The sequence below is a fragment of the Chloroflexota bacterium genome (assembly GCA_016235055.1).
GTDB lineage: Bacteria > Chloroflexota > Anaerolineae > JACRMK01 > JACRMK01 > JACRMK01.
In genome coordinates this window covers 1-22,215 of the sequence record JACRMK010000037.1, presented here as the reverse complement: position 1 = coordinate 22,215, position 22,215 = coordinate 1, and the positions used below count along the sequence as shown (strand labels likewise).

Below are 22,215 nucleotides of genomic sequence, written 5' to 3'. Positions count from 1 at the left end.
CTCGGCGGGCGCTACGACGATTGTGTCGGTGTCATATTGGCCGTTTCGAGACGGCCTTCGGCAGTGTCTAGGTCACCGCGGCGCGCTCGGCGCCGAAGCGCTCATAGATCCGCTCGTCCATGATGCGGCAGATGCGCATGACCGCCTCGTGGATATCGCCGAAAGTCGTGTAGAGCGGCACCAGGCCGATACGGATATTGTCCGGCGCGCGGAAATCGGGTATGACGTTCAGCACGTCGGTCATCGCGCGGCAGATGCGATACGCTTCCGGGTGGCGAATCGAGATGTGCGATCCGCGCCGGCTCGCCTCGCGCGGCGATCCGAACGTGAACCCGCGCGCGGCGAGGTGCTGGTCGTACAGGTAGGTCATGTACTCCGTCAGCATGATCGACTTGACGCGGATGCGCGCCATGCCGGCCCGCTCGATCATGTCCACGGCTGGCTCCACCGCTGATGTCGAGAGCACGTTGACTGAGCCGGCCAGGAAGCGTGCCATGCCGTCGGCCGATTTGTACTGCAGATCGAAGGCGAACGGATCGCGCTGGCCCAGCCAGCCCCAGATCGGCGAGCGCAACTTTTCTTGAAGGTCTTCGCGCACGTACAGGAAGGCGTTCGCGCCGGGCCCGGCGTTCAGATATTTGTAGGTGCAGCCGATCGCCAGATCGGCGTGGCAGGCGTTCAATTCCACCGGCACCGCGCCGACCGAGTGGCACAGGTCCCAGATGACGAGCGCGCCGGCCGCGTGGATCTGCTCGGTGACCGCCTTCATGTCATACAGGTAGCCGGACTTGAAGACGACGTGCGAGAGCTCGACGAGCGCGGTCTGGCTGTCGAGCAGATCGGCGAGTTCGCCGAGATCGGGCGTAATCGTGTCGCGCGTGCCGACCAGCGAGAGCGTATGCTTGTTGCCGAGCAGGTCGATCGCGCCCTGCAGGATATACAGGTCAGACGGGAAGTTGAACACGTCGCTGACGACACGGGTGCGGCCTTCCTGCGCGCGCAGCGCCGAGATGGCCAGCTTGAAGAGATCGACCGAGGTCGAGTCGCAGACGATGATCTCGTGCGGTTTCGCGCCGACGATCTGCGCGATCTTGGCGCCGATGCGCGCCGGCGCGCTCCACCAGCCGGCGTTCCAGCCACGAATGAGGCCGTCGCCCCATTCCTGATCGACGACGGTGCGTATACGCTCAGCGGTGGCTTTCGGCATTCGGCCGAGCGAGTTGCCGTCCAGGTAGATCAGGTCGGGGTCGCTGATGACAAACTCGTCCCGGAACGATTTGAGCGGATCGCTGTCGTCCATCTGGTGCGCGAACGCGGCGCCTGGCTGGAAGTGGTTGACCATGAATTGGATCTCCGTCGGTGAGTGATTCATCGGGCTAACAAGATCGTGCCATTTGATTTCGGCTCTGCGACCGGGTGGTTAGGTTAGCGGCGCCCCGTACCCGCCGCCGCCGGGGGTTTCAATCGTCAACACATCGCCGGCGTCGAGGCGGCGCGAGAACTTGCCGCCGAGGTCTTCGGTCGTGCCGTCGGCGTGCCGCAGCGTATTGCGCCCGATGCCGCCGGGCTGGCCGCCCTGTGCGCCGTACGGCGCCAGCCGCCGCCGCTCGCTCAGCATCGTTACCGTCGCCGGGGCCAGGAACTCAACCTCGCGCACCAGACCCTCGCCGCCGCGATGCCGGCCGTCGCCGCTGCTGTCTTTACGCAGCGCGTAGCGGGTCAGCCGGAACGGGAACGCCATCTCCAACGCCTCGATCGGCGTGTTGAGCGTATTGCTCATGTGGACGTGCACGCCGCTCAGGCCGTTGCCCTGCGCGGCCGCACCCATGCCGCCGCCCATCGTCTCATAGTAGGCGTACGGCTTGTTGCGGAACGGATCATCGCCGCCCATGGTCAGGTTGTTCATCGAGCCCTGCGACGCGGCGGGCACGCGGTCGGGCAGCGCCTGCGCCAGCGCGCCAAGCACCGTGTCCACAATGCGCTGCGACGTTTCGACGTTGCCGCCGGCGACGGCGCGGCCGTAATGCGGGTTGAGCACGCTGCCGAACGGGCAGATGATCTTGACCGGCGCGAATGTGCCGTGATTCGTCGGCACGTCCTCCTCGATCAGCGACCGCACGCAGTAGCGGACCGCCGAATGCGCGATCTGCGGCACGGCGTTCAGCGACCCGTACATCTCCGGCGCGGTGCCGGCAAAGTCCACGGTCATACCGTCGCCGTGCACAGTGATCGTCACGGCGATCTTCACCGGCGCGCCCGTCCCATTCGGGTCGTCCAGGTAATCGGCAAACGCGTACGTTCCGTCGGGGATGGCGGCGATCGTCTGGCGCGTGATGCGCTCCGCGTAGGCGATCAGCGCTGCACCGTAGGCCTGCGCCTGCGCGAAGCCGTAGCGGCTGACGATCTCCTGCAGGCGGCGCGCGCCGATGCGGTGCGCGGCCATCTGCGCGTTGAGGTCGCCGCGCCGCTCGTCGGGCGTGCGGACGTTGCGGCAGACCATATCGAGCAGCGGGGCGTTGAGCCGTCCGGCCTCGTACAGCTTGACCGGCGGGATGATGATCCCTTCCTGTATCAACTCAACCGACAGCGGCATCGAGCCGGGCGACATGCCGCCCACGTCGGCGTGGTGCGCGCGCGAAGCGACGAAGAATGCCGGCTGGCTGCCCGCCTCCACGATGAACACCGGCGACACCATCGTGATGTCGGGCAGGTGATTGCCGCCGGCGTACGGGTCGTTCAGGATGACGATATCGCCGTCGGACCAGCTGTCGAAGCGCGCGAGCACCGCTTCGACCGAGCCCGGCATGGCGCCGAGATGCGCCGGGATATGGTCGGCCTGCGCCAGCAGGCGGCCGGCGCCGTCGAAGGCCGCGCACGAAAAGTCGAGGCGCTCCTTGATGTTCGGCGAGTACGCGGTACGCCGCAGCGTGACGCCCATCTCCTCGGCGGCGGATGCGAACAGATGCCGGAAAATCTCCAGCGTGACAGGATCGACGTTGACGGACATGCTGTGATTATGGCACAGGTGCGTGCGCGGTGGCAAACGGCGCGTGGCGTTCGGTGTGGATACGGGTGCGGCGTCGAAAAGCGGGTTTCAGAAACAACCGACTCGGCACCTGGCAAGCCCTGACGATTGATCGGATCAAACACAAAGCCCAAAGACACCAAGCACACCTGCGAGGTTTTGCTTTGTGCCTTTGTGACTTTGTGTTGAAATCCTGTGTACCGTGCAGTGGTCGAGCGTGCCGGCTACTTCTGCGCGTTGCTGTATGAAAAACCAAACAGGCTGGATTGCCCCACGGGTCCCACGATCTGCATCTGCGCCAGCGTGAGGTATGTCCCCGTCGGCCCGCCGACCGCTGCGCGATGTTCGCGCGCATGCTCTTCTGACCAGAAGAAGACGGTCTGCCGTCAGTAGGCGTCGAGGATGGTCGGTTCCGCGAACGAGGCCCAGTCCACGTCGGGCATGAATACCAGCGGGGCCGCCCCGGCGGTGCGGCATACGGCATGCACGGCGCTGTCCACCTCCAGCGTGAGCGGCTGGCCGCAGTGTGCACACGCCGACTCGATCGTCGCTCGGAGAAACCTTCGCCACAGTTGCCCTTGCACGAAGGGCGCCACGACGGCGTCTTCCGCTCAAGCGCCGTACAGCCGCTCGCCGCTGTCGAAGGTCAGCCGATGCGGTGTCTGCGCGGTAGTGACCGGGAAGGCCCACTCGACCGCGCCGTGCGCATCGCGCACGAGGAAGGTCAGCCGCCGCTCAAGGTCGCTCAGCAGGTCGGATACGCGATCGGGCGGCAGGGCCAGCGCGCTTGCAATCGCCTGCAGCGACAGCGGGATGCCTGCGTGCAGCAGTTCGCTCACGACGTATTCGCGGACGCGCCGGTGGTCGGCGGTCATCCAGGCGATGCGCTCACCCGGTGGCAGCGAAGACTGCGCGAGATGGCGCTCCAGCGTCGCGAACGGAATCGTCCGCATCGTTCGTTCGCGACCAATCAGAAATGTTGGAGGGGCAGCCACAGGCATCGCCTTCTACGGTTGCGTGCGCAGTTTCGCGCGTTCCAGCCAGCCGTTGTTGCGCACCAGCGCGGTCAACTTGTAGCGACCGTTGTAAGTCTTGACCGCCAGATCGAACTCGGCCGTGCGCGTCCACTCGCGGCCCGGCGCTAGCACCACGCGCTCGCCGTCGATCGTCAATTCAGCGGTTCCGTCGGCCGCAACGGCCAGCAATTGGCCTGGTGCGCCGCGCGTCTGGTCCATGCCATCGGCGTTCGCCGTGCCGAGCGGGATCGGCACCGTGAACGTCACGAGCATGCCGGGTACGACGGTGATGGTGCCGGCGCCGCCGCCGCCCGCCGCGCCGCGCCGCCAACTGGTGCGGCCGATGAAGCCCCAGTCAGTCGGCAGGAGTTGGAACTTCCGCGCATCGTACGTTGAGAATGGAGACAGTGTGCCCGTTTGAATATCGAAGCGGTACGCCGGGAAGTCGATCATCAACTGCGGCAGTTTTCCACTCCCGTCGGTGGAATAGACGATCTCGACGAACAGATATTTGCCATCCGGCGGCTTGCCGACACCGGTGATTGGCGGCGGGGGTGTGAACACGGGCGCGCTGGTGGGAATCGCCGTCGGCGGCAGGCTGGTCGGCGCACGCGTACTGGTGGGCGCAACCGTAGGAATCGCCGTGGGCGGCACGGCGGTCGGCGCCGGCGACGTGGGGGTTGCGGCTGGTGGCGTCGGCGCGCAGGCGCCGCCCAGCACAAGCAGCAGGAGCACTCCGGCGACACGGAGCGCGAGGAGGGTATGGTTGTGCACAGGTACCTCCGTGCTCCGCGCGTTTGGCACGCGGAGCCATTGCGGCGTTCTGCCAGCGATGCACCGTTGCCGGGCCGGCAGCACCAAGGCTGCCGTGCCGCAGGACCCCGGGCAACCAAACGCCGCTTTCAGCCCTTGACGCCGCCGATCGTCAGCCCGCCGCTCATATATTTCTGCAAGGCGAGATAGACCAGCGAAACAGGCAGGGCGATGATCACCGACATCGCGGAGAAGTGCGACCACGGTGTCGAGCTGGCATACTGGCCGGTCATGTTGTAAAGCGTCATCGCGAGCGTGAAGTTCTGCGGGTCGGTTAAGAACTGCCACGAAATGGAGAACTCGGTCCAGCCCGACAGGAACCCCAGGAATGCTGTGATCGCAATGGCAGGCGTCGATAGAGGCAGCATGATGTAAAAGAACGTCTGGTTCGGTGATGCGCCGTCGATCAGCGCGGCCTCTTCCAGTTCCTTCGGGATGGTGTCGATGTAGCCCTTTAAGTTCCAGATCGCGAACGGCAGCAAGCTGGACAGCAAAGCCAGGCCGACGCCGGGCAGCGAATTGCGCAGATTGAAGTCGCCGATCACGACTCGGTTCAGCAGCACGAACAGAGGGGCCAGCGTGGCCACCGTCGGGAGGATCAAGACGGCCAGCACGGCGATCATCAGCGTCTGCCGTCCGGCAAAGCGGAAACGCGAGAAGGCGTATCCGGCGAAGACGGCGATCATGACCGACGCCAGCGCCGATCCGCCCGCCAGCAAGACGCTGTTCATCGTCAGCACGGGCAGGCTGACCGGGTTGGCCGATGGCTTTTCAATGATGTCGAGATACGCCTTCAGCGAAAAGCCCGGCGGGACCAGGTTCAGCGTCGTCGGGCGCATGATGTCCGCGCGCGGATCGAACGACATGCTGACGACCCACAGGATCGGAAACAATACGCTCAGCGTAATAAGCACCAAGAGCGCCTGGTAGACAAGCTGCTTGGCCAGCGTCGTCTTCTGGCCGACGATGTGCGTTTCCTCTTCCGGTGCGACCAGGCGGTCCAACCACCGGAGCATGCGTTGCATCGGCTTAGGCATCGTAGCTCTCCGTTGCGCGCGAGACGCGATTGGTAATCAGCGTGATGACGAGCAGGATGATCGCCGTATACACGGCGAAGGCGGCGGCAATGCCGTACAGTCGCTCCTGATTGACGAGGCGGAACGCCGTGGTCACCAGGATTTCGGTCTGGCGCAACGGGCCGCCGCCGGAGACGAAGTATATCAGGTTGAACAGGTTGAATGTCAACGTGATGCCGTACACGATCGCCGGCACCATCGCGGGGCGCAGGAGCGGGACCGTAATACCGAAGAACTGCTGCGTTGGCGAGGCGCCATCCATCGACGCCGCTTCATAGTAGTCGCGCGGAATGCTCTGCAGCGCGCCGGTCGCGACGATCGTCATGAACGGCCAGCCTAGCCACACGTTGGTGATGAGGAGCGCAAAATAGGCCAGGGGCAAAGGCAGAAACGGAATCGGCGGGTCCAGCGATTCGATCCAGCGGATATGGAAGGCCGATGCCGGCATACCGATCAGTCCACCCAACGCCGCCAGCCCCTGGTTGATCGCGCCGAAGTCCGGATCGAACATGTTGCGCCAGACGTTCGCGACGACGAGCGTCGGGATCACGATCGGCAGCACGAAGATGGCGCGGTACACGCCGCGAAACCACAGCCCGCGCGCATTGAGCAGCACGGCAATCAGGACGCCGATGATGACGTGCACCGTGACGTTGGAAAATGTCCAAAACAAATTGAAGGCGACGGTATACGCGAAGTCGAAATTCGGAATGGTCAGCGCGCCGGTGGCAATGTCGATGAAGTTCTGCAGACCGACGAAATTCGGGGGCGGCGAATCGATGCGCAGGTTTTTGAGGGCGTAGTCCGTGAACGACATCCACAGCCCGTATGCCATCGGGTAGTATGTCATCACCGACATGATCAGCATGGCGGGAATCAAGTAGACATACGGGTTGGCCAGTCGCGAGTTGCTGTGCTGGCGCTTCGCATTGGGCGTCTCGGGGCGTGCAATGGGCATGGTCGCCATGAGATTGTCCTTGGGCCGGCAAATTGGGACGAGCGACATGACGGGCGCGGGGCCGGCCGCGTATCCGGCCGGCCCCGGCTTGCAGTCGCACTGCGTGCTACTTCTTGTTCGCCTTGTTCATGGCGTCGCAAGCGCTCTTGATCGCGTCGGCAGGCGTGCTCTTGCCTTCGAAGATCTTCGTCGCCGCATCGCCGAATGGCGTCCAGAAGTTGCCGAACTCCGCCGTCTGCGGTCGGGCAAAGCCGGCGTTCGCGGCGTCGGCAAACGCCTTCACGTTGGCGTTGCTCGGCGTGACATCGGTGCGCGCCGCCGGGTCGCCGGCCACATTGGCATACACCGTCTGTGCATCCTTGCTGGCCAGGTAAAGCGCTAGCGCGACCGCGCCGCCTTTGTTCTTGCTGTTGGCGTTGACATACCAGCCGTCAATACCGGTCAGCGGGCCGGCATCGCCCTTGGGTCCCTTCGGCATCGGCGCCACGCCGACCTTGTCCTTGCCGAGCGCGTCCTCGTTGCCGCCCAACACCCACGGGCCGTTGAAGTAAATATCGAGGTTGCCTGCGCGGTACAGCGTGTCCAGGTCGCCGTCGGCGCGGATCTGCGCGCCTGCGGTCTTCAGCGAGAGCACGTACGTGAACGCATCCGCTGTGCCGTTCGTGTCGGCAACGCACTTGCCGCTGGCGTCCATCAAGCTGCCGCCAAAGGCGCGCCACCACCCGAACGTGTGATAAGCGCTGTTCGGGACGCCGACCTTCTTGCCGCTCTTGACCGCCGCCAGCAGTTCGTCCGTCGTCTTGGGCGCGGCGGTCACCGTCGTCTTGTTGTAGTACATCGCCAGCGCCTTCGGGATCATCGGCACGGCGTAGATCTTGCCGCCCACCGTCACGCCCTCAATCGACAGTTTCGAGAAGCTGTCGAGCTTGCCCTTGAGCATGTCGTCGAGCGGGGCCAGCAGGTTGCCGCGCACTTCGGTGCCCAGGCTGTCATTCGGGGCGATGAACATGTCGGGGCCGCCGCCGGAGCCGGCTTCGGTCTCGAACTTGGCGAACAACTGCTCGAACGGCACTTCGAGCACCGTGATTTTGGCATCGGGGAACTGCTTCTTGGCGCCGTCGAGGAGCTGATTGAGCGCCTTCTCCTCATTATCGCCGGAGTGGTAGCCGTTCCAGATCGTGATGGCGCCGCTGACGGTTCCGCCGGCGGCTGGAGCCTGAGTGGCCGCCGGCGTTGATGTCGGACCGCAAGCCGCTATCAGCAGGATGGCCGCCACAAGTACAAGAATCGTAATACGTTTCATGACTGGGAATCCTCCTTAAAGCACTAAAGCAGTGTCACGAGGCCTGACACGCTAAACAGGTGTGAGAGACCAGTTTGAGTGTGGTGCGCAGCTTCCTCCTTTCTGTGTGATTGGATCGTTGCGCCGCTTTGCGGTACGGCTGGTGCCGGCGGCATCCCTGGCCGGTTCAGGCCTGCCGGCGTTCCAAAACCGCGATGGTTTGCGCGCGCCCTGCGCGATAGGGCGGTATCCGGTCGGGCTACCGTCCGCCGTGTCCAACGCCGAACGTCGCGGTCAACCCCTTGAGCAATGCCTGCCGGTCGGCATTCGAAAGCACGGCATCCGGATGTATCACCACATACATGGCCGGCGGCATCTCGCCTTGTTGCATCACTTCAGACAGTTCGCGCGTGTCCTGCGGCCGCGTGTCCCACTCGGAGGCGTTGAGCTTCTGGCGTCCTTCGCGTACGTCGCGCGCGACCAGAATCGACGCGGGTGGGACGCGGCTGTACCAGGGCCAGACGGTCTCGTTGCTGTGGCAGTCGCCGCAGGAGCGCATGAACTGCGTGCGTGTCTGCGGGCTGTCCCACGGTGGCTCGGTCTTGACGGGCGGATTTGCAGGCGTAGCACCCATGGCCAGTATTAGCGACACGCCGCAAGCGGCGGTCAGGAGTCCGATGACGGCGAGCCGTGACGTGCGTGACACGGTTGACGACCTCTTTGGATGCCGGTTGGGTATGCACACGCGCAGCACAGCCGCGCGACTTTATGCACCTGAAGCCTGGCGCGGCGGCGGCATCAACAGCTGCGCCGGATAACGCCGCGGGGGCGAACATGGATAGCATGGCCGGAGCCGCACTGCAAAGGTGAAAGACCGAGCAGTGCGTCCAGCGGCGGCAATCCATTCGTTTCTTGCCAGCCTGCAGACCTATCCAACCTGATTATACCCCAGCGACCCGGCAGGCCGCAATCGCCAGCACGCGCAGCAGCGATTCTCATTTTGGCCTTGGGCGGGTACTTTCCATTGCCGGCTTGCTATGAACTGGCCCCCCTGGTGCTTGTCACGCATGCTGGCTCGACAAGAAAGCGGCGTTGCCCTCCCCGTTAGCTTTTCCCCTGCTCGCCCGCGCGCGCGGGGGAGCAGGGGCCAGGGGATGAGGAGGCAACCTGGCGGCCGACTCCAAAATGAGAATTGCTGCACGCGCAGGCCGACACCGGCGAGCGCCCGTCAACGCTGCGTTTTGGGGCATGTTGGCACACATGTCGATTCGCGCGCCAATCGCGCCGTATTTCGGATTTGGCGCAAGCACAAGCATAATAGAACGATCCGATCGGGCTTGGCGCATATCGGGGCGCTGTGAGCGTATCACGCACTACCGATGCGACTCGAGAATGTTCCATTGTTCCATTGGCCTGTCATTCCGAGAATGACGATCGTAGGGGCACCCCTTGCGGGTGCCCGGTGGCCCGCCGGGGCACGCCCGCGACCACGCGGCTGTCATGCAACTACGCATGCCCGCCGGGCATGGGCTTCGCATCATGACAATCTTGACGGGACACGATCACTCCGGAATAATACTGGGCTGTGAGGTAATGGGGCATCACATGGCAGGGAATGAATCTGTGCTGAAATCGTGGGTTCGGCCCCTCTATCGACGCGCCCTCTTGCTCTGGTTCCGGCTTGGCACAGCGGGCAAGCACGTCTACGTTCATCCGAGTGTGGGCATTCGCGGAGCCGGCCGGATACGGCTGGGCGATGAGGTGCACGTGCATGCCGGCTGCATCCTTGAGGCGCAACCCGGACTGGGCATCACGCTGGCGGACGGCTGCCGGATTGGGCCAAGGGTGCTTCTGATCGCCGATGCGTCCCACGCCGGCCCGGTCGGGCGCATCACTATGGGGCGTAACGGTTATGTGGGGCCGTACTCGATACTGCACGGCGACGGTGGTCTCGTAATCGGTGACGATGCGCTCGTCGGACCGCATGTGGCGATCATGTCGCACAATCACGGATTCAGCGACCCGGACACGCCCATCCGGTTGCAGCCGGAAACATATCGCGGCATTCAAATTGGAAACGATGTTTGGATCGGGACCGGCGCGATGATCATGGACGGTTCCCACATCGGCCGCGGTGCCGTCATCGCGGCGGGCGCCGTGGTTACGGGCGACATCCCGGAGTTGGCCGTGGCGGCGGGCGTGCCGGCACGCGTGATTCGCCATCGAGGTCCTTCGGTATGAGGATTCTGTGGCTGGCGTCGTGGTTCCCGTCGCCGCAAGACACCGGCAACAAGATTCGCGTGTTCAATCTGGTGCGTGCGGCGGCAAGCCGTCACGAGGTTACGCTGCTTTCGTTTGCAGACACCGGGGACAACATCGACGAGGCGGGTTTGACGCCCTATGCCCATGTTGCCGGTATTGTGCAACGCACGCGCCCGGCGCCGTCCCGACTCGCCAACCTGCGGGCGCTTCTCAGCCCGCTACCGCGATCGATCGTGCTGGGTCACAGCCCCGAGATGGCGCGCTGCTTTGACGCTGAAGTGCGGACGGGCCGCTATGACCTGTTGATCGTCTGCCACTATGACAATGCGCGTTACGCTTTGCGATACACGGCCACTCCAAAACTGCTTGAAGAGATCGAAACTGGCCCGCTGCGCGGCGCCGTCGCGTTGGCGCGCGCTGGTCCCCCGCGCGCGCGCGCCTGGCTGTCCTGGATGAAGACGCGGAATTACATCGCCGGCCTGATGAGGCACTTCAACGCGTGCACGGTCGCCTCTGAGTTGGAGCGCGCCAATCTGATGCTCGGAAACGCCCGGCGCTGCCCGGTCGCCGTTGTGCCGAATGTTGTGAGCGCCGCCGTTGACCATGCGAATGCGGTCAAGAATCCGTATCGGTTGATCTTCAACGGGGCGCTCTCGTTCGGCGCCAATTTCCAGGCCGTTGACTATTTCCTGCGCGAAGTCTGGCCTGCGGTGTTGCAAGCGGAGCCGCGCGCCGAACTTTGGATTACCGGGCGCACGGATGACGCGACGCGCAACCGCGTGCCGCCTGCTCAGCGTGTTCTGTTCACCGGCTATCTAGCCGATGTCAAGCCGGCCGTCGCTGAGGCTGCGGTCTGCATTGCGCCGCTTCAGGTGGGCGGTGGCACGCGCCTGAAGATTCTGGAGGCGATGGTGCTCGGTACGCCGGTTGTGTCGACCAGCAAGGGCGCCGAAGGGCTTGAGGTGCGCGATGGCGAGCATCTGCTGATTGGCGATACGCCGGAGCAGTTTGCCGCCCAGGTTGTGCGGTTGTTGCGTGACGAGGAACTGCGCGATCGACTGGCCGCGAACGCGCGGCGACTGGTTGAGGGGACATACGACTGGTCGGTCATTGCGCCGAAATTTCTGTCGCTGCTGGAACAGGTTGCTCAATGCTAGGGAATTGGCTTTCGACGCGCTCTGCCTCGCTATCAAGCATCCTGGTCGCGCTCGTAGTGGTGCTTGTCAGCGCCGTGATCGGACTGCGCTCGCCGCAGTTCAGCGATGTGGGCGGCATCACCATGCAGTCGGTCGCGCCACTGTTGGCCGGCTTCGGCATTCTGTCGGCGTTTGGCCTGGCGGTGGTCAATCTGCGCCTGGCGCTCGTGCTGCTGATCGCGACCGCCGGGCTTGTCGAGATTCCGCTTGGCACGGGCACGCAGACCAACATCACGACCGTGATGCTGGTGCTGCCAACGATCGCGCTGGCGTGGATACTGCAGTGGCTGATCGGCCGGCGTACCGCGCCGCTCGGCGACGCGCGCCTGAACCGCCCGATTGGGCTGTTTCTGCTGATTCTCGGCGGGTCGTGGGCGGCCAACCTGGTGCTGATCGATGTGCGCGTGCTGCTGCCGGGCAATGCGTTGCTGGTGCAAGGCACACAGGTGGCGCTGTACCTTTTGACATTCGTTGCACTGCTGCTCACCGCCAGCGTGAAATGGACCGAGCGGTCGCTGCGTGTGTGCGTGGCGGCGACCATAGGCATGTCCATGCTGGCCGTCGTGGCCGGCAATCTGGGTTTCGTAAGTATGGGCCCGCTGGCGCCGGCGACGCCCATGTCCATCGGCGCCGTCCTGCTGCTCGGACAACTCATTCTGAACACGCGCCTGAGTGACGGTGCGCGACTGCTGGGCTGGCTGCTGCTGGCGGCGTGGGGCGCCGGGACATTTCTCACGTTTCGCTATACCTATGCCGGCGGTTGGCTGCCGGTGCTTGTTGCACTGCCTGTACTCTTGTGGTTGCGCTCGCGGCGACTGGCAGTATTTGCCACGCTGGCCGGAGCCATTTTCGTCTGGTTTAATCGGGCGCGCGTGGACGATTTCCTGGCTTTCAAGGATAGTGTTGGATCGCTGCTCCGCCCGTATATCTGGCTCGACGTGGTCCGTATGACGGTTGACTCCGTCTGGCACGTGTTGCTGGGTCTCGGTCCGGTGACCTATAAGTGGAACTGGTTCAATCCAGACTTCGTTTCGCTTTCGCGTCCGCTCACCGGGAATAGCTACGTCGGCACCGGCGACGCCAGCGTGTACTATGCGCCGCCGTCGCACAACTTTTTTGCCGACCTGTTTGCCCAAACAGGCTTGCTGGGCACGCTGGTTTTTGTGTGGCTGCTGATCGTGATCGTGGTGGTTGGCTGGCGCGCCACGCAATCTGCGCCCGCAGGCTTTGCACGGGCGCACGCCGGGGGCGCGCTTGCCAGCCTGTTCGCGATGGCGGTTGTGTCGGTGGCGTCGGCCGAGTGGCTGGTGCCGTTTGTGTACAACCTGGGCACGGCGGGTTTCAGGCAGAGTGTGTATACGTGGCTGATGCTGGGCACCCTCGTGAGTCTGGGCCGCTTTGGGGTTTCCATCGATGGCGTCCAACCCGCGCCGGATCAAACCGATGCCTGAGCTTTCCATTGTCATTGTCAATTTCAACACGCCCGCGTATACCGCGCAGTGCCTCGACTCGCTGCGCGCCAACGCACCGAACGTGGACACGGAGATCATCGTCGTTGACAACGCATCGACTGATGACAGCGTGGCGCGCCTGACCGCCGGCTATCCAGAGATAACGATGATCCGGAGCGAGACGAACCGGGGCATTGCTGGCGGCAACAACCTCGGGATTCGGGCCACGTCCGGCAAATACGTGTTGCTGCTCAACAACGACACGCTGGTGCTGCCAAACTCAATTGACCGTGTCGTCCAGTTCCTCGACGCGCATCCGCAGGCCGGTGGCGTGGGCGGCCAGTTGTTGAATCCGGACGGCAGCTTTCAGAGCAGCCACTACCCGTTCGCGTCGTTTGGCATTGTACTACTGCTGACCACAAAACTAGGTCAGTTGATTCGTCCGGAATACCCGTCTTTCGGCCCTAATGGCCCGGAGCGTGCGGTGGACTGGCTCAGCACGGCGTTCATGCTGTTCCGACGCGATGCGCTCGACCAGGTCGGGCTGGTTGACGAAGGATTCTTCATCTACTCGGACGAATCCGATTTGCAGTACAGGTTGCACAAGCATGGCTGGCAAATCTGCTATGATCCGGATGTAAAGACCATTCACTTTGGCGGTCGGAGTCTGACACCATGGAAGCGGCGGCGGCTAGTCTACCGCGGGTACATGCTCTATTTTCACAAGCACCTTGGCGTGTTTCAGACGCTGCTCTTGCGCCTGTTCTTTGCGGTGGTGAGCGCGGCCAAGCTCCTCTTCTGGGCGCTTGTGTCGATTGCCCCGCGCACGCGGGTGCGGGCGGCGGCTGAACTGCGGTCGAACTTGGACATCTTGCGCATGTCGCTGGCGCCTGGCATAGAGCCGGTCTGACAGGGGCCGCCAAGTCATGGCGTCACTTCCCTTGCGAGTTCTGCTTCTCTCCCAGATCGTGCCGTACCCCCCGGATTCGGGGCCGCGCATCAAGACGTATCATGTGCTGCGCTACCTCGCCTCGCGTGGGCATCAGGTGACTTTGGCTACGTTCGTGCGTCCTGGCGAGGAAAAGGGATTGGACGTGCTGCGTGAGTTCTGCCACGCCGTCTATCCCGTGCCGATGCGCCGCAGTCGCCTTGTCGATGCGCGCGACTATCTGCGCGCACTGGCACGCGGGACGCCGTTCCTCGTTGAACGCGACAGCAAGCAAGCCATGCACGATCTCGTCCAACGCCTGACCAGCGAACAGTCATTCGACATCGTTCACGCCGACCAGTTGACGATGGGGCAGTATGCACTGGGGGCGCGCTCCGGCAACCGCATATTCGATGCGCACAATGCGGTTTGGGCCATTGTCGAGCGCGCCCGCACGACCGCCTTCCCACTCGTGCGTCCTGCGCTCGCCCTGGAGGCGCGCCGATTGCAGCGCTATGAAGGAATGCTTTGCCGCGCGGTTGACGGCGTGCTTGCCGTCAGCGCAGTGGATCAAGCCAAGCTCGTGCAGGCGGGCGCGCGCGCGGAGTCGATTACGGTGATTCCAATCGCCATCGATTGCGGCGCACAGCCGCCGCTCACCCTGCGACCAGAAGCGAAGAGCATCGTTTCGGCCAGCACGCTCTTCTACCCGCCCAATGCGGATGGAGTGCGCTGGTTTGCTCGTGATGTCTACCCCCTGGTGCGGCGTGAGCAGCCGGATGCCGACTTGACGCTCATAGGCGCGCGTCCGCCGCATGACCTGGTGAGCATGAATGGGCGCGATGGCATTACCGTGACGGGATATGTGCCGGATGTAGACCTCTGGCTGTCGCGCGCTGCGGTGATGGTCGTTCCCGTGCGCGCTGCGAGCGGTATGCGCGTGCGCATCTTGGAAGCGCTTTCGCGCGGAATCCCGGTCGTCAGCACCACGATGGGCGTCGAAGGCATCGAGGCGGTTCACGACATCCATTTGCTGATTGCCGACGATGCCCGTGAATTTGCCGCCCAGGTTGTGCGCCTGCTGGCCGATCCCGCTCTGCGCATCCGTCTGGCGAGCGCCGGGCGCGCGCTTGTGCAAGCCAAATACGATTGGCAGGTGGCCTTGCCCGCGGTCGAGGCCGCCTATGCGAAGGCGTTGCAGCGTGTCGCGTCGAACTGAGCCGCAGGCATTTCGGCTCGAGGCCCAACGGATGACGATGGCATGCTGATTAATGCTCTATCGGCGGGCACACTGGTTGTTGTGTTGCTGTGCCTGGCGTACCTGTTGACTTTGGCAGTAGCCTCGGCTAAGTCGATTACTACAACTCCTTCCCAGAGTTGCAGCGCGCGCTTTGCGGTGGTGGTACCGGCGCACAACGAAGCCGCGGTTATCGGCGCGACCGTGCGACAATTGCGGCAGCAGACCTATCAGCCGGACCGTTTTGATATTCATGTGATTGCGGATCACTGTGCAGACCAGACCGTCGGGGAAGCGCGCATAGCCGGCGCGATATGCTGGGAACGCACAGACGGCGAGCGGCACGGGAAAGGCGCCGCGCTCGCCTGGCAGTTCGAGCGGTTGTTTGCGAGTGCCCCCGGCTACGATGCGGTTGTTGTTTTCGATGCGGACACACGCGTGGATCCGGCGTTCCTGTCGGTGATGGACGCACGTCTGGCTCAGGGTGCTGAAGTCATTCAGGGTTGCCATCGCATTGTGAACCCCAACGACTCATGGTTCGCTGCGCTGACGTGGGCAATGTTTATGATTGACAACCGAATCCAGAATCACGGACGCGTGGTGTTGGGCTGGTCGGCCAAGAACATGGGTGACTCCATTTGCTATCGGGCGAATGTGTTGAAGCGGCTGGGGTGGGGCACGGATCTGACGGAAGACTACAAATTCAGGCAGCGCCTGCTGCTGGACGGCATTTGCATCGCGTACGAACCGGGCGCAATCGGTTACGGGGAGGCGCCGGTGTCGTGGGCGGCGGCGCGCGCGCAGCGTTCGCGCTGGTTGCGCGGCGCCTACACGGCCAGCCGCCAGAATGCCATGCAGATGCTGCGCGAAGGGCTGCGGCGGCGCGATAGCGCGCTGCTCGATGGCGCGGCGCAGGCGGTGCTGCCGTCGTATTCCACGCTGACGCTGCTGGCAGCCATCGTATTTGCAGCGCACGTGCTGGCGGGCAACATGGTTTCGCCGGTGCTGTCGCTGCTCTGGGGGATTGTGCTGGCCGTGCTGGTCGCGTATCCGCTCTGGGGCCTCGCGCTGGAGCGCGCACCGGCGCGCGCCTATCTGGTCATGCTGCTCGGTCCCGTGTTCATTGTCTGGCGGACGTGGCTGAGTTTGCGCGCGCGCCTGGGCGGGCCGGTTGATTGGGTGCGTACGGCGCGGCGTGCTGAATCCAAACTCGATTGACAGGTGATGACGATCGCGAACGGTACGCCGGCGGGCGGCGCGTGGGCTGCCCGGCTCATGACTTGGTTGGCTGCGCACGGCGCGCTGACCGCCATCTGTCTGCTGGCGTTCGTCGTGCGTGGCGCGTGGGCCCTGAGCGCCGATCGCTTCGATCCAATCCTGGCCGGCAACGCATACCACGGCGACGCCGTTGACCATCATGCGCTGGCGGTGCACCTCGTGCGCGGGCTCGGCTACACGTGGGATGGCGCGACCCCGACCGCCTATCGCATGCCGGGGTACCCGCTGTTTCTGGCCGCGCTCTACGTGACGATCGGTCAAGCGCTGCTCGGCGTGCGCCTGGTTCAGGCGGCCATCGGCGCGGCGCTCTGTCTGCCAGTGTATCGGATTGCCCGCGACCTCGCCGGCCCCAAGCGTGCGCTCGTCGCGGCGCTCAGCACGGCGCTGTATCCGACGCTCGTCTATATGACCGGCTGGCTGTATTCAGAGACGCTGTTCATCACGGTGCTGTGGCTTGCGCTGGCGCTGGCCGGGCGCGCCATGGCCTATCCGGCGTGGAAGGCCGCAGCCGCAGGCGGCGCGGTGCTTGGAGTGGCCGTGATGATTCGGCCCGAAGTGGCGTTGTGGCCGGCGCTGCTTTTCATCCTGGCTTTGCTGATTCGTTGGCCTGCAAGGCGGCTTCGGGTGATCATGGCGGTGCAGATCATCGCGCTGGCTGTGGCGCTGCCGTGGGCTGTGCGTAATACGATCCAGCTTGGCTCGTGGGTGTTGCTGACGACTAGCGGCGGATCGAACCTGTACGCCGGAAATAACCCGCGCGCCGATGGCGGATCGGCCTGGGTCTATCCCGTGGAAGGACTCAGCGAAGTCGAGTCTGACCGCGCGCTCATGCGGCGGTCCCTCGACTGGATAAAGGCTGAGCCGATGGCGGCGCTGGCGCTCGTGCCCCGCAAGATCGCCAAGTTCATCGCCCCGCTGGAACGGGAGACGGGCGGAAACACAGGCACGTTGGCGACGATCATCAACATTCCCTTTGCCGCATTCCTGGTGGCCGCCCTGGCTGGCTTTGTGCGGTTGCGCGACAATCTCCGCGCGGTCATGTTGGCCAGCCTGTTCACCTGGTACCTGCTGATGGCAGTCGTCTTCTATGGCGGCAGTCGCATTGCACTGCCCGTCGCGCCGGCATTGGTCATCTTTGCCTGTGCGGCGTGGCCCAATCGATCAGGCCGAGACCGAATTGCGAGCCTGTCGGATCGATCATGAGAAAACTGGTTTTGGTAATCGCGCTTACTGTGGCCCTGCGGCTCGGTGCTGCCGTGTACCTTGGCGACAACGCGGCACCGCTGTCGGGCGCACACGACCAGATATCCTACGACACGCTGGCGCTTAGACTGCTCGACGGGCACGGATATAGCTTCGCCCAGGATTGGTATCCGTTCACCAAAGCCAACGAGCCAACGTCGCACTGGTCGTTCGCATACACACTTTACTTGACGGCCGTGTATGCCGTCACCGGGCATCATCCGTTGGCGGCGCGTCTGATTCAGGCGCTGCTGTCCGGCGGCATCGCCTGGCTCCTGTATCGCCTCGGCACGACGCTGTTCGACCGCCGCACCGGGCTGGCTGCCGCCGCGGCGTTTGCGCTGTACGCGTACTGGATCTTCTTCAATGCCGCGCTGATGACGCAGACGTTCTATGTTATGTGCCTGTTGTCTGCGCTGCTGGCGGTGCTTCAGTTGCGCGAGCGGCCGTCGATGCGCGGGTGGGTTTGGCTGGGGCTGTCGCTCGGGCTGGGCGCGCTCTTCCGGCAGACGTTGATACTTTTCGCGCCGGTGCTCGTGCTCTGGCTGGCCTGGGATGGGCGCGCCCGTATCCCGCGTACAGCCTGGCTAACGCGCGACCTGGTGCGCGGCGCTGCTGTGGCTGCGGTGATCGTGGCGCTCATGATCCTGCCGTGGACCGTGCGCAACTACCTGGCCTATGACGATTTTCTGCTGTTGAACTCCAACGGCGGGTACTGGTTCTACGCGTCGAATCATCCAATCCACGGCACGAACTTCGACCCCAGCGCGGCGCCGCCGATTCCGGCCGCGCTCGTGGGGTTGAGCGAGCCGGCCATCGATCGCGCCCTGTTTCGCGAAGGGCTAAATGAGATCGCAGCCGACCCCGGCCGGTTTGTGCTGTTGTCGCTCAATCGCACCAAGGACTATTTCTGGCTGGTGCCGTCTGACCAGTCCTCGCCGATCAGCAATGCGGCGCGACTGTTTTCGTTCGCGCTTTACCTGCCGTTCATGCTGCTGGGTCTGTGGCTGTCGCGCAAGAATTGGCGCGCATGCCTGCCGTTGTATCTTTACATTGGGTTTGACACTGTGTTGCATCTGGCCACCTGGGCTGCGCCGCGCTATCGCCTGCCGAGCGATGCGCTGTTGATGGTGTTTGTCGGGCTTTCGCTACGCAGATTCATTCGACTCTAGATAATGGCCCTGAAGCGCCTTTCTACCGGCACGAAGCAAGCGTTACGGCTACGCAATTGCGACGGGATTGGATTCAAACCACATGATGTCTAGCTCTTGGAAGACTGGCTGTCTAATACCTGCGATGGGATTCGTGCTCAGCATCGCGGTAATAGCGTGCTTGCCAATGCAAGTGCTGACCCTCTATTTCGCTGATGACGCCTACTACTATCTAGTCGTTGCGCGAACGGTAGTAACCAATGGACGTGTGTCGTTCGATGGTATCCATGCGACCACGGGGTTTCATCCCTTGTGGCAGATGGTACTAGTTGTTGCGGCCTCGTTTGCACATGATTCTGTGAGCCTACTGTATACGACCTTTGCGCTAAACGCCTTGCTTAGCGCGCTCGCGGGCGTGATTCTTTTCTATTATGTCAAAGATTTACTTGGATTAGCATCTGCGTTCGCCGCCCAAGTGTTTTGGTGCCTCAACGCCAGTTTATTCTTGACGTGGGTTCTACTCGGGATGGAGAACGTAATATACTTCGTGTGCTTGGTGACATTGCTGTGGGTAGCCCGACGAACATACCTGGGCTCCAGGGTAACCATTCAGAATTCGCTGTTCTTAGGGTTGGTCGCATTGTGTACCGCGTGGTCTCGTACTGATTCGATAATGCTTGTTGGACTACTGGTCGCGTTGATCTTTTATCGAGGATGGAGTGAGCGCCGACCGGATATAACACGCGCAGCCCTTATTACAGCCGGCATTACGCTGGCTGGCTTTGGGGCGTATCTGGCTTTTAACTTCAACCTTCTCGGGTATCCTTTCCAGATCAGTGGAACTGTCAAGATGTCGCAAGGCATTGTAGCAATTAACCAAGACGGTGGATTCCTGTCTGCTCGCATGCTTTCAAATGTATTGGGAGCACTGCGTACAGTGCTAGGCACGATGAAATGGCATTTGACCAGTGTTCTGTTACCCAACGGCTCGCCGAACCTTGCGATTTTAGTATGGTGGATTCCATTGGTTGCGGCGCTTACGCTCGTTGTCCGAGATGTGGCGCATTCAGGCCACCTTGAAATGAGGCGAGTAGCAATTGTGCCTAGCATCACTTGGGTGGAGGTTGCGTTACTTGCTTTTACCGTAATCCAGACAGGCCTTTACGTTACGTTGCTGCGACGAACTGTACCCTGGACGCCTTGGTACTTGGTTCCGCAGATTTTGATTGGCGTACTCGTCGTTGCGTGGGTATTGGGACGACCGCAACACGGTGGTATCAAGCAGGACACAGAGAATCCCCAGTTGCTTCGAATCGGGCTATGCGTTATCGCTTTTGTTGGAGCGGGCGTGATTTATACGAGTAACCAGCTATCGGTGACCAGCACGACGTCAACATGGAATACGGAGGGCGTAAAACTGGCTAGATGGGTCCAGTCTGATATCCCGGCGAGTGCGCGGATTGGTGCATGGGATACAGGTTTGTGGGCGTATTTCTCTGAACGACCAATAATAAATCTCGACGGATTAATGAACGATTACCGATTCTTCAATGAATATGAACGTATGGGAAGAATCAACGAATATGTTGATGATGAACATATCGATTACCTTATTACTTGGACTGATAGTCTAAGCCAATGTCGTGCTTATCAAATCAAGAGATGTATGTCGGGCGAGGTTGTCTATCGGACTTCGGAATGGCCTGTAACTGGCGGTCGTGCTGGTGTTCAGGTTGTTCGGTTGTCAGAAAACTAGACCTTTGTTCACATCATAAAGACCTCAACTTCTGTCTGTTGCGTCGAAACATAAATGCGCATTCTTTTTGTCACACCGTACGCGCCGACGGTCATCCGCACGCGACCCTACAACTTCCTGTGCGGGCTGGCGCAGGCGGGCCACCGCGTCACGCTGGCGACGATCTGGCAGGATGCCGCCGATCACGAGTCGCTCGGCTGGCTGGCCGCCGCGGGCATCGAACTGCATGCCGAACGGCTGACGCGCACGCGCATTGCGCGCAACGTGGCGCGCGCGGTGTTTGGCCGTGCGCCCCTGCAGGCATCGTTCGCGTGGCACCCGCACCTGGCGGCACAGTTGGTCCGGTTGGTGGAGAGCCGGTCGTTCGATGTCGCGCACGTCGAGCATCTGCGCGGTGCGCGTTATGCGCTGGCCCTGGCCCCCCGGCTGCCCACCGTGTGGGACAGCGTTGATTGCATCAGCGCATTGTTTGCGCAAGCGCAGCAGTACAGCCTGACATGGCGCGGCCGTCTGATGACCACGCTGGAGCTTGGCCGCACCCGCCGCTTCGAGGCGGCGTTAGTCACTCGCTTTCACCGCGTGCTGGTCACGTCGGATGCCGACAAGCGCGCACTGGACGCCCTCGCCAGCGGGCTGGCGCCGTCGCCCGTTCGGGTGGTGCCTAACGGCGTAGTGCTTGTGACGCCGGCGGCGGGGCAACCGCGCCAGCGCGATACCATCGTGCTGTCCGGCAAGATGAGTTACCACGCCAATATCACCGCGGCCTTGCACTTTGTGCGCGAGATTCTGCCGCTGATCTGGGCGGAACGGCCGCAAACCCGGCTCTGGATTGTCGGTCAGTCGCCGCCTCCCGCCGTGCTGCGACTCGCCGCCGATGAGCGCATCACGGTGACCGGCGCCGTGCCGGATATGGCGACCTATCTGTCTCAAGCGACCGTGGCTGTTTGCCCGGTGGTCTACGGCGCAGGGGTGCAGAACAAAGTGCTGGAAGCGATGGCGTGCGCGACGCCTGTGGTGAGCACCGGGCGCGGACTCGGCGCCGTGGCGGCGAGTGACGGCGCGGAAGTCCTGCGCGCCGACACGCCGGCGGAGTTCGCGCGGGCCGTGCTACGCCTGCTGGCCGACGATGCTCAGGCGCGCCGTATTGGCGAGGCCGGCCGCGCCTACGTGGAGCGCGCGCACAACTGGTACGCCAGCATCGCTGCACTCGAAGCGATCTACGCGGAGTGTGTGGCCGGGCGATAATCGCGGAGATGGCTCGTACTGAGCCAAGTGTGGGCCTGTGTCCGCGTGCAGCAATTCTCATTTTGGAGTCGGCCACCAGGTTGCCCCCTCATCCCCTGGCCCCTGCTCCCCCGCGCGCGCGGGGGAGCAGGGGAAAAGCTAACGGGGAGGTGCGCGGCGGCGCAGCCGCCGCGCACCTCCCCTTAGAATCCCGCCCCCTCCCAACTTTGTTGGGAGGGGGTCGGGGGGAGGGCAACGCCGCTTTCTTGTCGAGCCAGCTTGCGTGATAAGCACCAAGCGGCCAGTTCATAGCAAGCCGG

At 63.1% G+C, this 22,215-nt stretch carries 19 protein-coding genes; 10 read left to right on the top strand and 9 right to left on the bottom strand.

The window, feature by feature from the left end; genetic code table 11:
- Nucleotides 1–67 precede the first annotated feature (67 nt).
- From kynU to HZB53_09070, 9 genes are all read right to left on the bottom strand, one after another.
- Nucleotides 68–1,342 carry a kynureninase gene (gene kynU / locus HZB53_09110; protein ID MBI5877797.1) on the bottom strand — a complete coding sequence of 425 codons (1,275 nt, stop codon included), beginning with the start codon at nucleotides 1,340–1,342 and terminating at the stop codon, nucleotides 68–70.
- A gap of 78 nt (nucleotides 1,343–1,420) precedes the next feature.
- Nucleotides 1,421–3,007, bottom strand: a complete 1,587-nt coding sequence (locus HZB53_09105) for a hydantoinase B/oxoprolinase family protein (protein MBI5877796.1) — start codon at nucleotides 3,005–3,007, stop codon at nucleotides 1,421–1,423.
- Between the two features lie 404 nt (nucleotides 3,008–3,411).
- Nucleotides 3,412–3,609, bottom strand: a complete 198-nt coding sequence (locus HZB53_09100; protein MBI5877795.1) for a hypothetical protein — start codon at nucleotides 3,607–3,609, stop codon at nucleotides 3,412–3,414.
- Nucleotides 3,610–3,636: 27 nt separating this feature from the next.
- Nucleotides 3,637–3,978, bottom strand: a complete 342-nt coding sequence (locus HZB53_09095) for a hypothetical protein (protein MBI5877794.1) — start codon at nucleotides 3,976–3,978, stop codon at nucleotides 3,637–3,639.
- A 54-nt stretch (nucleotides 3,979–4,032) separates the two neighbouring features.
- Nucleotides 4,033–4,815: a hypothetical protein gene (locus tag HZB53_09090; protein MBI5877793.1), complete on the bottom strand. Its 783-nt coding sequence runs from the start codon at nucleotides 4,813–4,815 to the stop codon at nucleotides 4,033–4,035.
- A gap of 128 nt (nucleotides 4,816–4,943) precedes the next feature.
- Entirely contained in the window at nucleotides 4,944–5,771 is an 828-nt protein-coding gene (locus HZB53_09085; protein ID MBI5877792.1) for a carbohydrate ABC transporter permease, read from the bottom strand.
- A 112-nt stretch (nucleotides 5,772–5,883) separates the two neighbouring features.
- Nucleotides 5,884–6,897, bottom strand: coding sequence for a sugar ABC transporter permease (locus tag HZB53_09080; protein ID MBI5877791.1), 1,014 nt, complete (start codon nucleotides 6,895–6,897; stop codon nucleotides 5,884–5,886).
- Nucleotides 6,898–6,994: 97 nt separating this feature from the next.
- Nucleotides 6,995–8,191: an extracellular solute-binding protein gene (locus HZB53_09075; protein MBI5877790.1), complete on the bottom strand. Its 1,197-nt coding sequence runs from the start codon at nucleotides 8,189–8,191 to the stop codon at nucleotides 6,995–6,997.
- Between the two features lie 238 nt (nucleotides 8,192–8,429).
- Nucleotides 8,430–8,804 (bottom strand): heme-binding domain-containing protein, encoded by a 375-nt coding sequence (locus HZB53_09070; protein ID MBI5877789.1) that lies wholly within the window; start codon nucleotides 8,802–8,804, stop codon nucleotides 8,430–8,432.
- 866 nt (nucleotides 8,805–9,670) lie between these two features.
- Between HZB53_09070 and HZB53_09065 the strand changes: the two genes are divergently transcribed.
- From HZB53_09065 to HZB53_09020, 10 genes are all read left to right on the top strand, one after another.
- Nucleotides 9,671–10,411, top strand: coding sequence for an acyltransferase (locus tag HZB53_09065; GenBank protein ID MBI5877788.1), 741 nt, complete (start codon nucleotides 9,671–9,673; stop codon nucleotides 10,409–10,411).
- The gene (locus tag HZB53_09060; GenBank protein ID MBI5877787.1) at nucleotides 10,408–11,589 is read left to right on the top strand and encodes a glycosyltransferase; all 1,182 of its coding nucleotides are present in this window, start codon (nucleotides 10,408–10,410) and stop codon (nucleotides 11,587–11,589) included. The genes HZB53_09065 and HZB53_09060 overlap by 4 nt, the downstream gene beginning before the upstream one ends.
- Nucleotides 11,583–13,079 (top strand): hypothetical protein, encoded by a 1,497-nt coding sequence (locus HZB53_09055; GenBank protein ID MBI5877786.1) that lies wholly within the window; start codon nucleotides 11,583–11,585, stop codon nucleotides 13,077–13,079. Before HZB53_09060 ends, HZB53_09055 begins: the two co-directional genes overlap by 7 nt.
- Nucleotides 13,072–13,989 carry a glycosyltransferase family 2 protein gene (locus HZB53_09050; GenBank protein MBI5877785.1) on the top strand — a complete coding sequence of 306 codons (918 nt, stop codon included), beginning with the start codon at nucleotides 13,072–13,074 and terminating at the stop codon, nucleotides 13,987–13,989. The genes HZB53_09055 and HZB53_09050 overlap by 8 nt, the downstream gene beginning before the upstream one ends.
- A gap of 31 nt (nucleotides 13,990–14,020) precedes the next feature.
- Nucleotides 14,021–15,226, top strand: coding sequence for a glycosyltransferase (locus tag HZB53_09045; GenBank protein ID MBI5877784.1), 1,206 nt, complete (start codon nucleotides 14,021–14,023; stop codon nucleotides 15,224–15,226).
- Between the two features lie 42 nt (nucleotides 15,227–15,268).
- Entirely contained in the window at nucleotides 15,269–16,462 is a 1,194-nt protein-coding gene (locus HZB53_09040) for a glycosyltransferase (protein MBI5877783.1), read from the top strand.
- Nucleotides 16,463–16,468: 6 nt separating this feature from the next.
- Nucleotides 16,469–17,725 carry a glycosyltransferase family 39 protein gene (locus HZB53_09035; GenBank protein MBI5877782.1) on the top strand — a complete coding sequence of 419 codons (1,257 nt, stop codon included), beginning with the start codon at nucleotides 16,469–16,471 and terminating at the stop codon, nucleotides 17,723–17,725.
- The gene (locus HZB53_09030; GenBank protein MBI5877781.1) at nucleotides 17,722–18,936 is read left to right on the top strand and encodes a glycosyltransferase family 39 protein; all 1,215 of its coding nucleotides are present in this window, start codon (nucleotides 17,722–17,724) and stop codon (nucleotides 18,934–18,936) included. Before HZB53_09035 ends, HZB53_09030 begins: the two co-directional genes overlap by 4 nt.
- Before the next feature lie 652 nt (nucleotides 18,937–19,588).
- The gene (locus HZB53_09025; GenBank protein ID MBI5877780.1) at nucleotides 19,589–20,671 is read left to right on the top strand and encodes a hypothetical protein; all 1,083 of its coding nucleotides are present in this window, start codon (nucleotides 19,589–19,591) and stop codon (nucleotides 20,669–20,671) included.
- A gap of 54 nt (nucleotides 20,672–20,725) precedes the next feature.
- Nucleotides 20,726–21,916 (top strand): glycosyltransferase, encoded by a 1,191-nt coding sequence (locus HZB53_09020; protein ID MBI5877779.1) that lies wholly within the window; start codon nucleotides 20,726–20,728, stop codon nucleotides 21,914–21,916.
- The last annotated feature ends 299 nt before the right edge of the window (nucleotides 21,917–22,215 follow it).

What these genes read in the sequence shown, in the direction of transcription:
- kynU (MBI5877797.1), bottom strand. Translation starts at nt 1,342, where the DNA reads ATGGTCAACCACTTCCAGCCAGGCGCCGCGTTCGCGCACCAGATGGAC.
- HZB53_09105 (MBI5877796.1), bottom strand. Translation starts at nt 3,007, where the DNA reads ATGTCCGTCAACGTCGATCCTGTCACGCTGGAGATTTTCCGGCATCTG.
- HZB53_09095 (MBI5877794.1), bottom strand. Translation starts at nt 3,978, where the DNA reads ATGCGGACGATTCCGTTCGCGACGCTGGAGCGCCATCTCGCGCAGTCT.
- HZB53_09080 (MBI5877791.1), bottom strand. Translation starts at nt 6,897, where the DNA reads ATGGCGACCATGCCCATTGCACGCCCCGAGACGCCCAATGCGAAGCGC.
- HZB53_09075 (MBI5877790.1), bottom strand. Translation starts at nt 8,191, where the DNA reads ATGAAACGTATTACGATTCTTGTACTTGTGGCGGCCATCCTGCTGATA.
- HZB53_09070 (MBI5877789.1), bottom strand. Translation starts at nt 8,804, where the DNA reads ATGGGTGCTACGCCTGCAAATCCGCCCGTCAAGACCGAGCCACCGTGG.
- HZB53_09065 (MBI5877788.1), top strand. Translation starts at nt 9,671, where the DNA reads ATGCAACTACGCATGCCCGCCGGGCATGGGCTTCGCATCATGACAATC.
- HZB53_09060 (MBI5877787.1), top strand. Translation starts at nt 10,408, where the DNA reads ATGAGGATTCTGTGGCTGGCGTCGTGGTTCCCGTCGCCGCAAGACACC.
- HZB53_09055 (MBI5877786.1), top strand. Translation starts at nt 11,583, where the DNA reads ATGCTAGGGAATTGGCTTTCGACGCGCTCTGCCTCGCTATCAAGCATC.
- HZB53_09050 (MBI5877785.1), top strand. Translation starts at nt 13,072, where the DNA reads ATGCCTGAGCTTTCCATTGTCATTGTCAATTTCAACACGCCCGCGTAT.
- HZB53_09040 (MBI5877783.1), top strand. Translation starts at nt 15,269, where the DNA reads ATGCTGATTAATGCTCTATCGGCGGGCACACTGGTTGTTGTGTTGCTG.
- HZB53_09035 (MBI5877782.1), top strand. Translation starts at nt 16,469, where the DNA reads ATGACGATCGCGAACGGTACGCCGGCGGGCGGCGCGTGGGCTGCCCGG.
- HZB53_09030 (MBI5877781.1), top strand. Translation starts at nt 17,722, where the DNA reads ATGAGAAAACTGGTTTTGGTAATCGCGCTTACTGTGGCCCTGCGGCTC.
- HZB53_09025 (MBI5877780.1), top strand. Translation starts at nt 19,589, where the DNA reads ATGCTTGTTGGACTACTGGTCGCGTTGATCTTTTATCGAGGATGGAGT.
- HZB53_09020 (MBI5877779.1), top strand. Translation starts at nt 20,726, where the DNA reads ATGCGCATTCTTTTTGTCACACCGTACGCGCCGACGGTCATCCGCACG.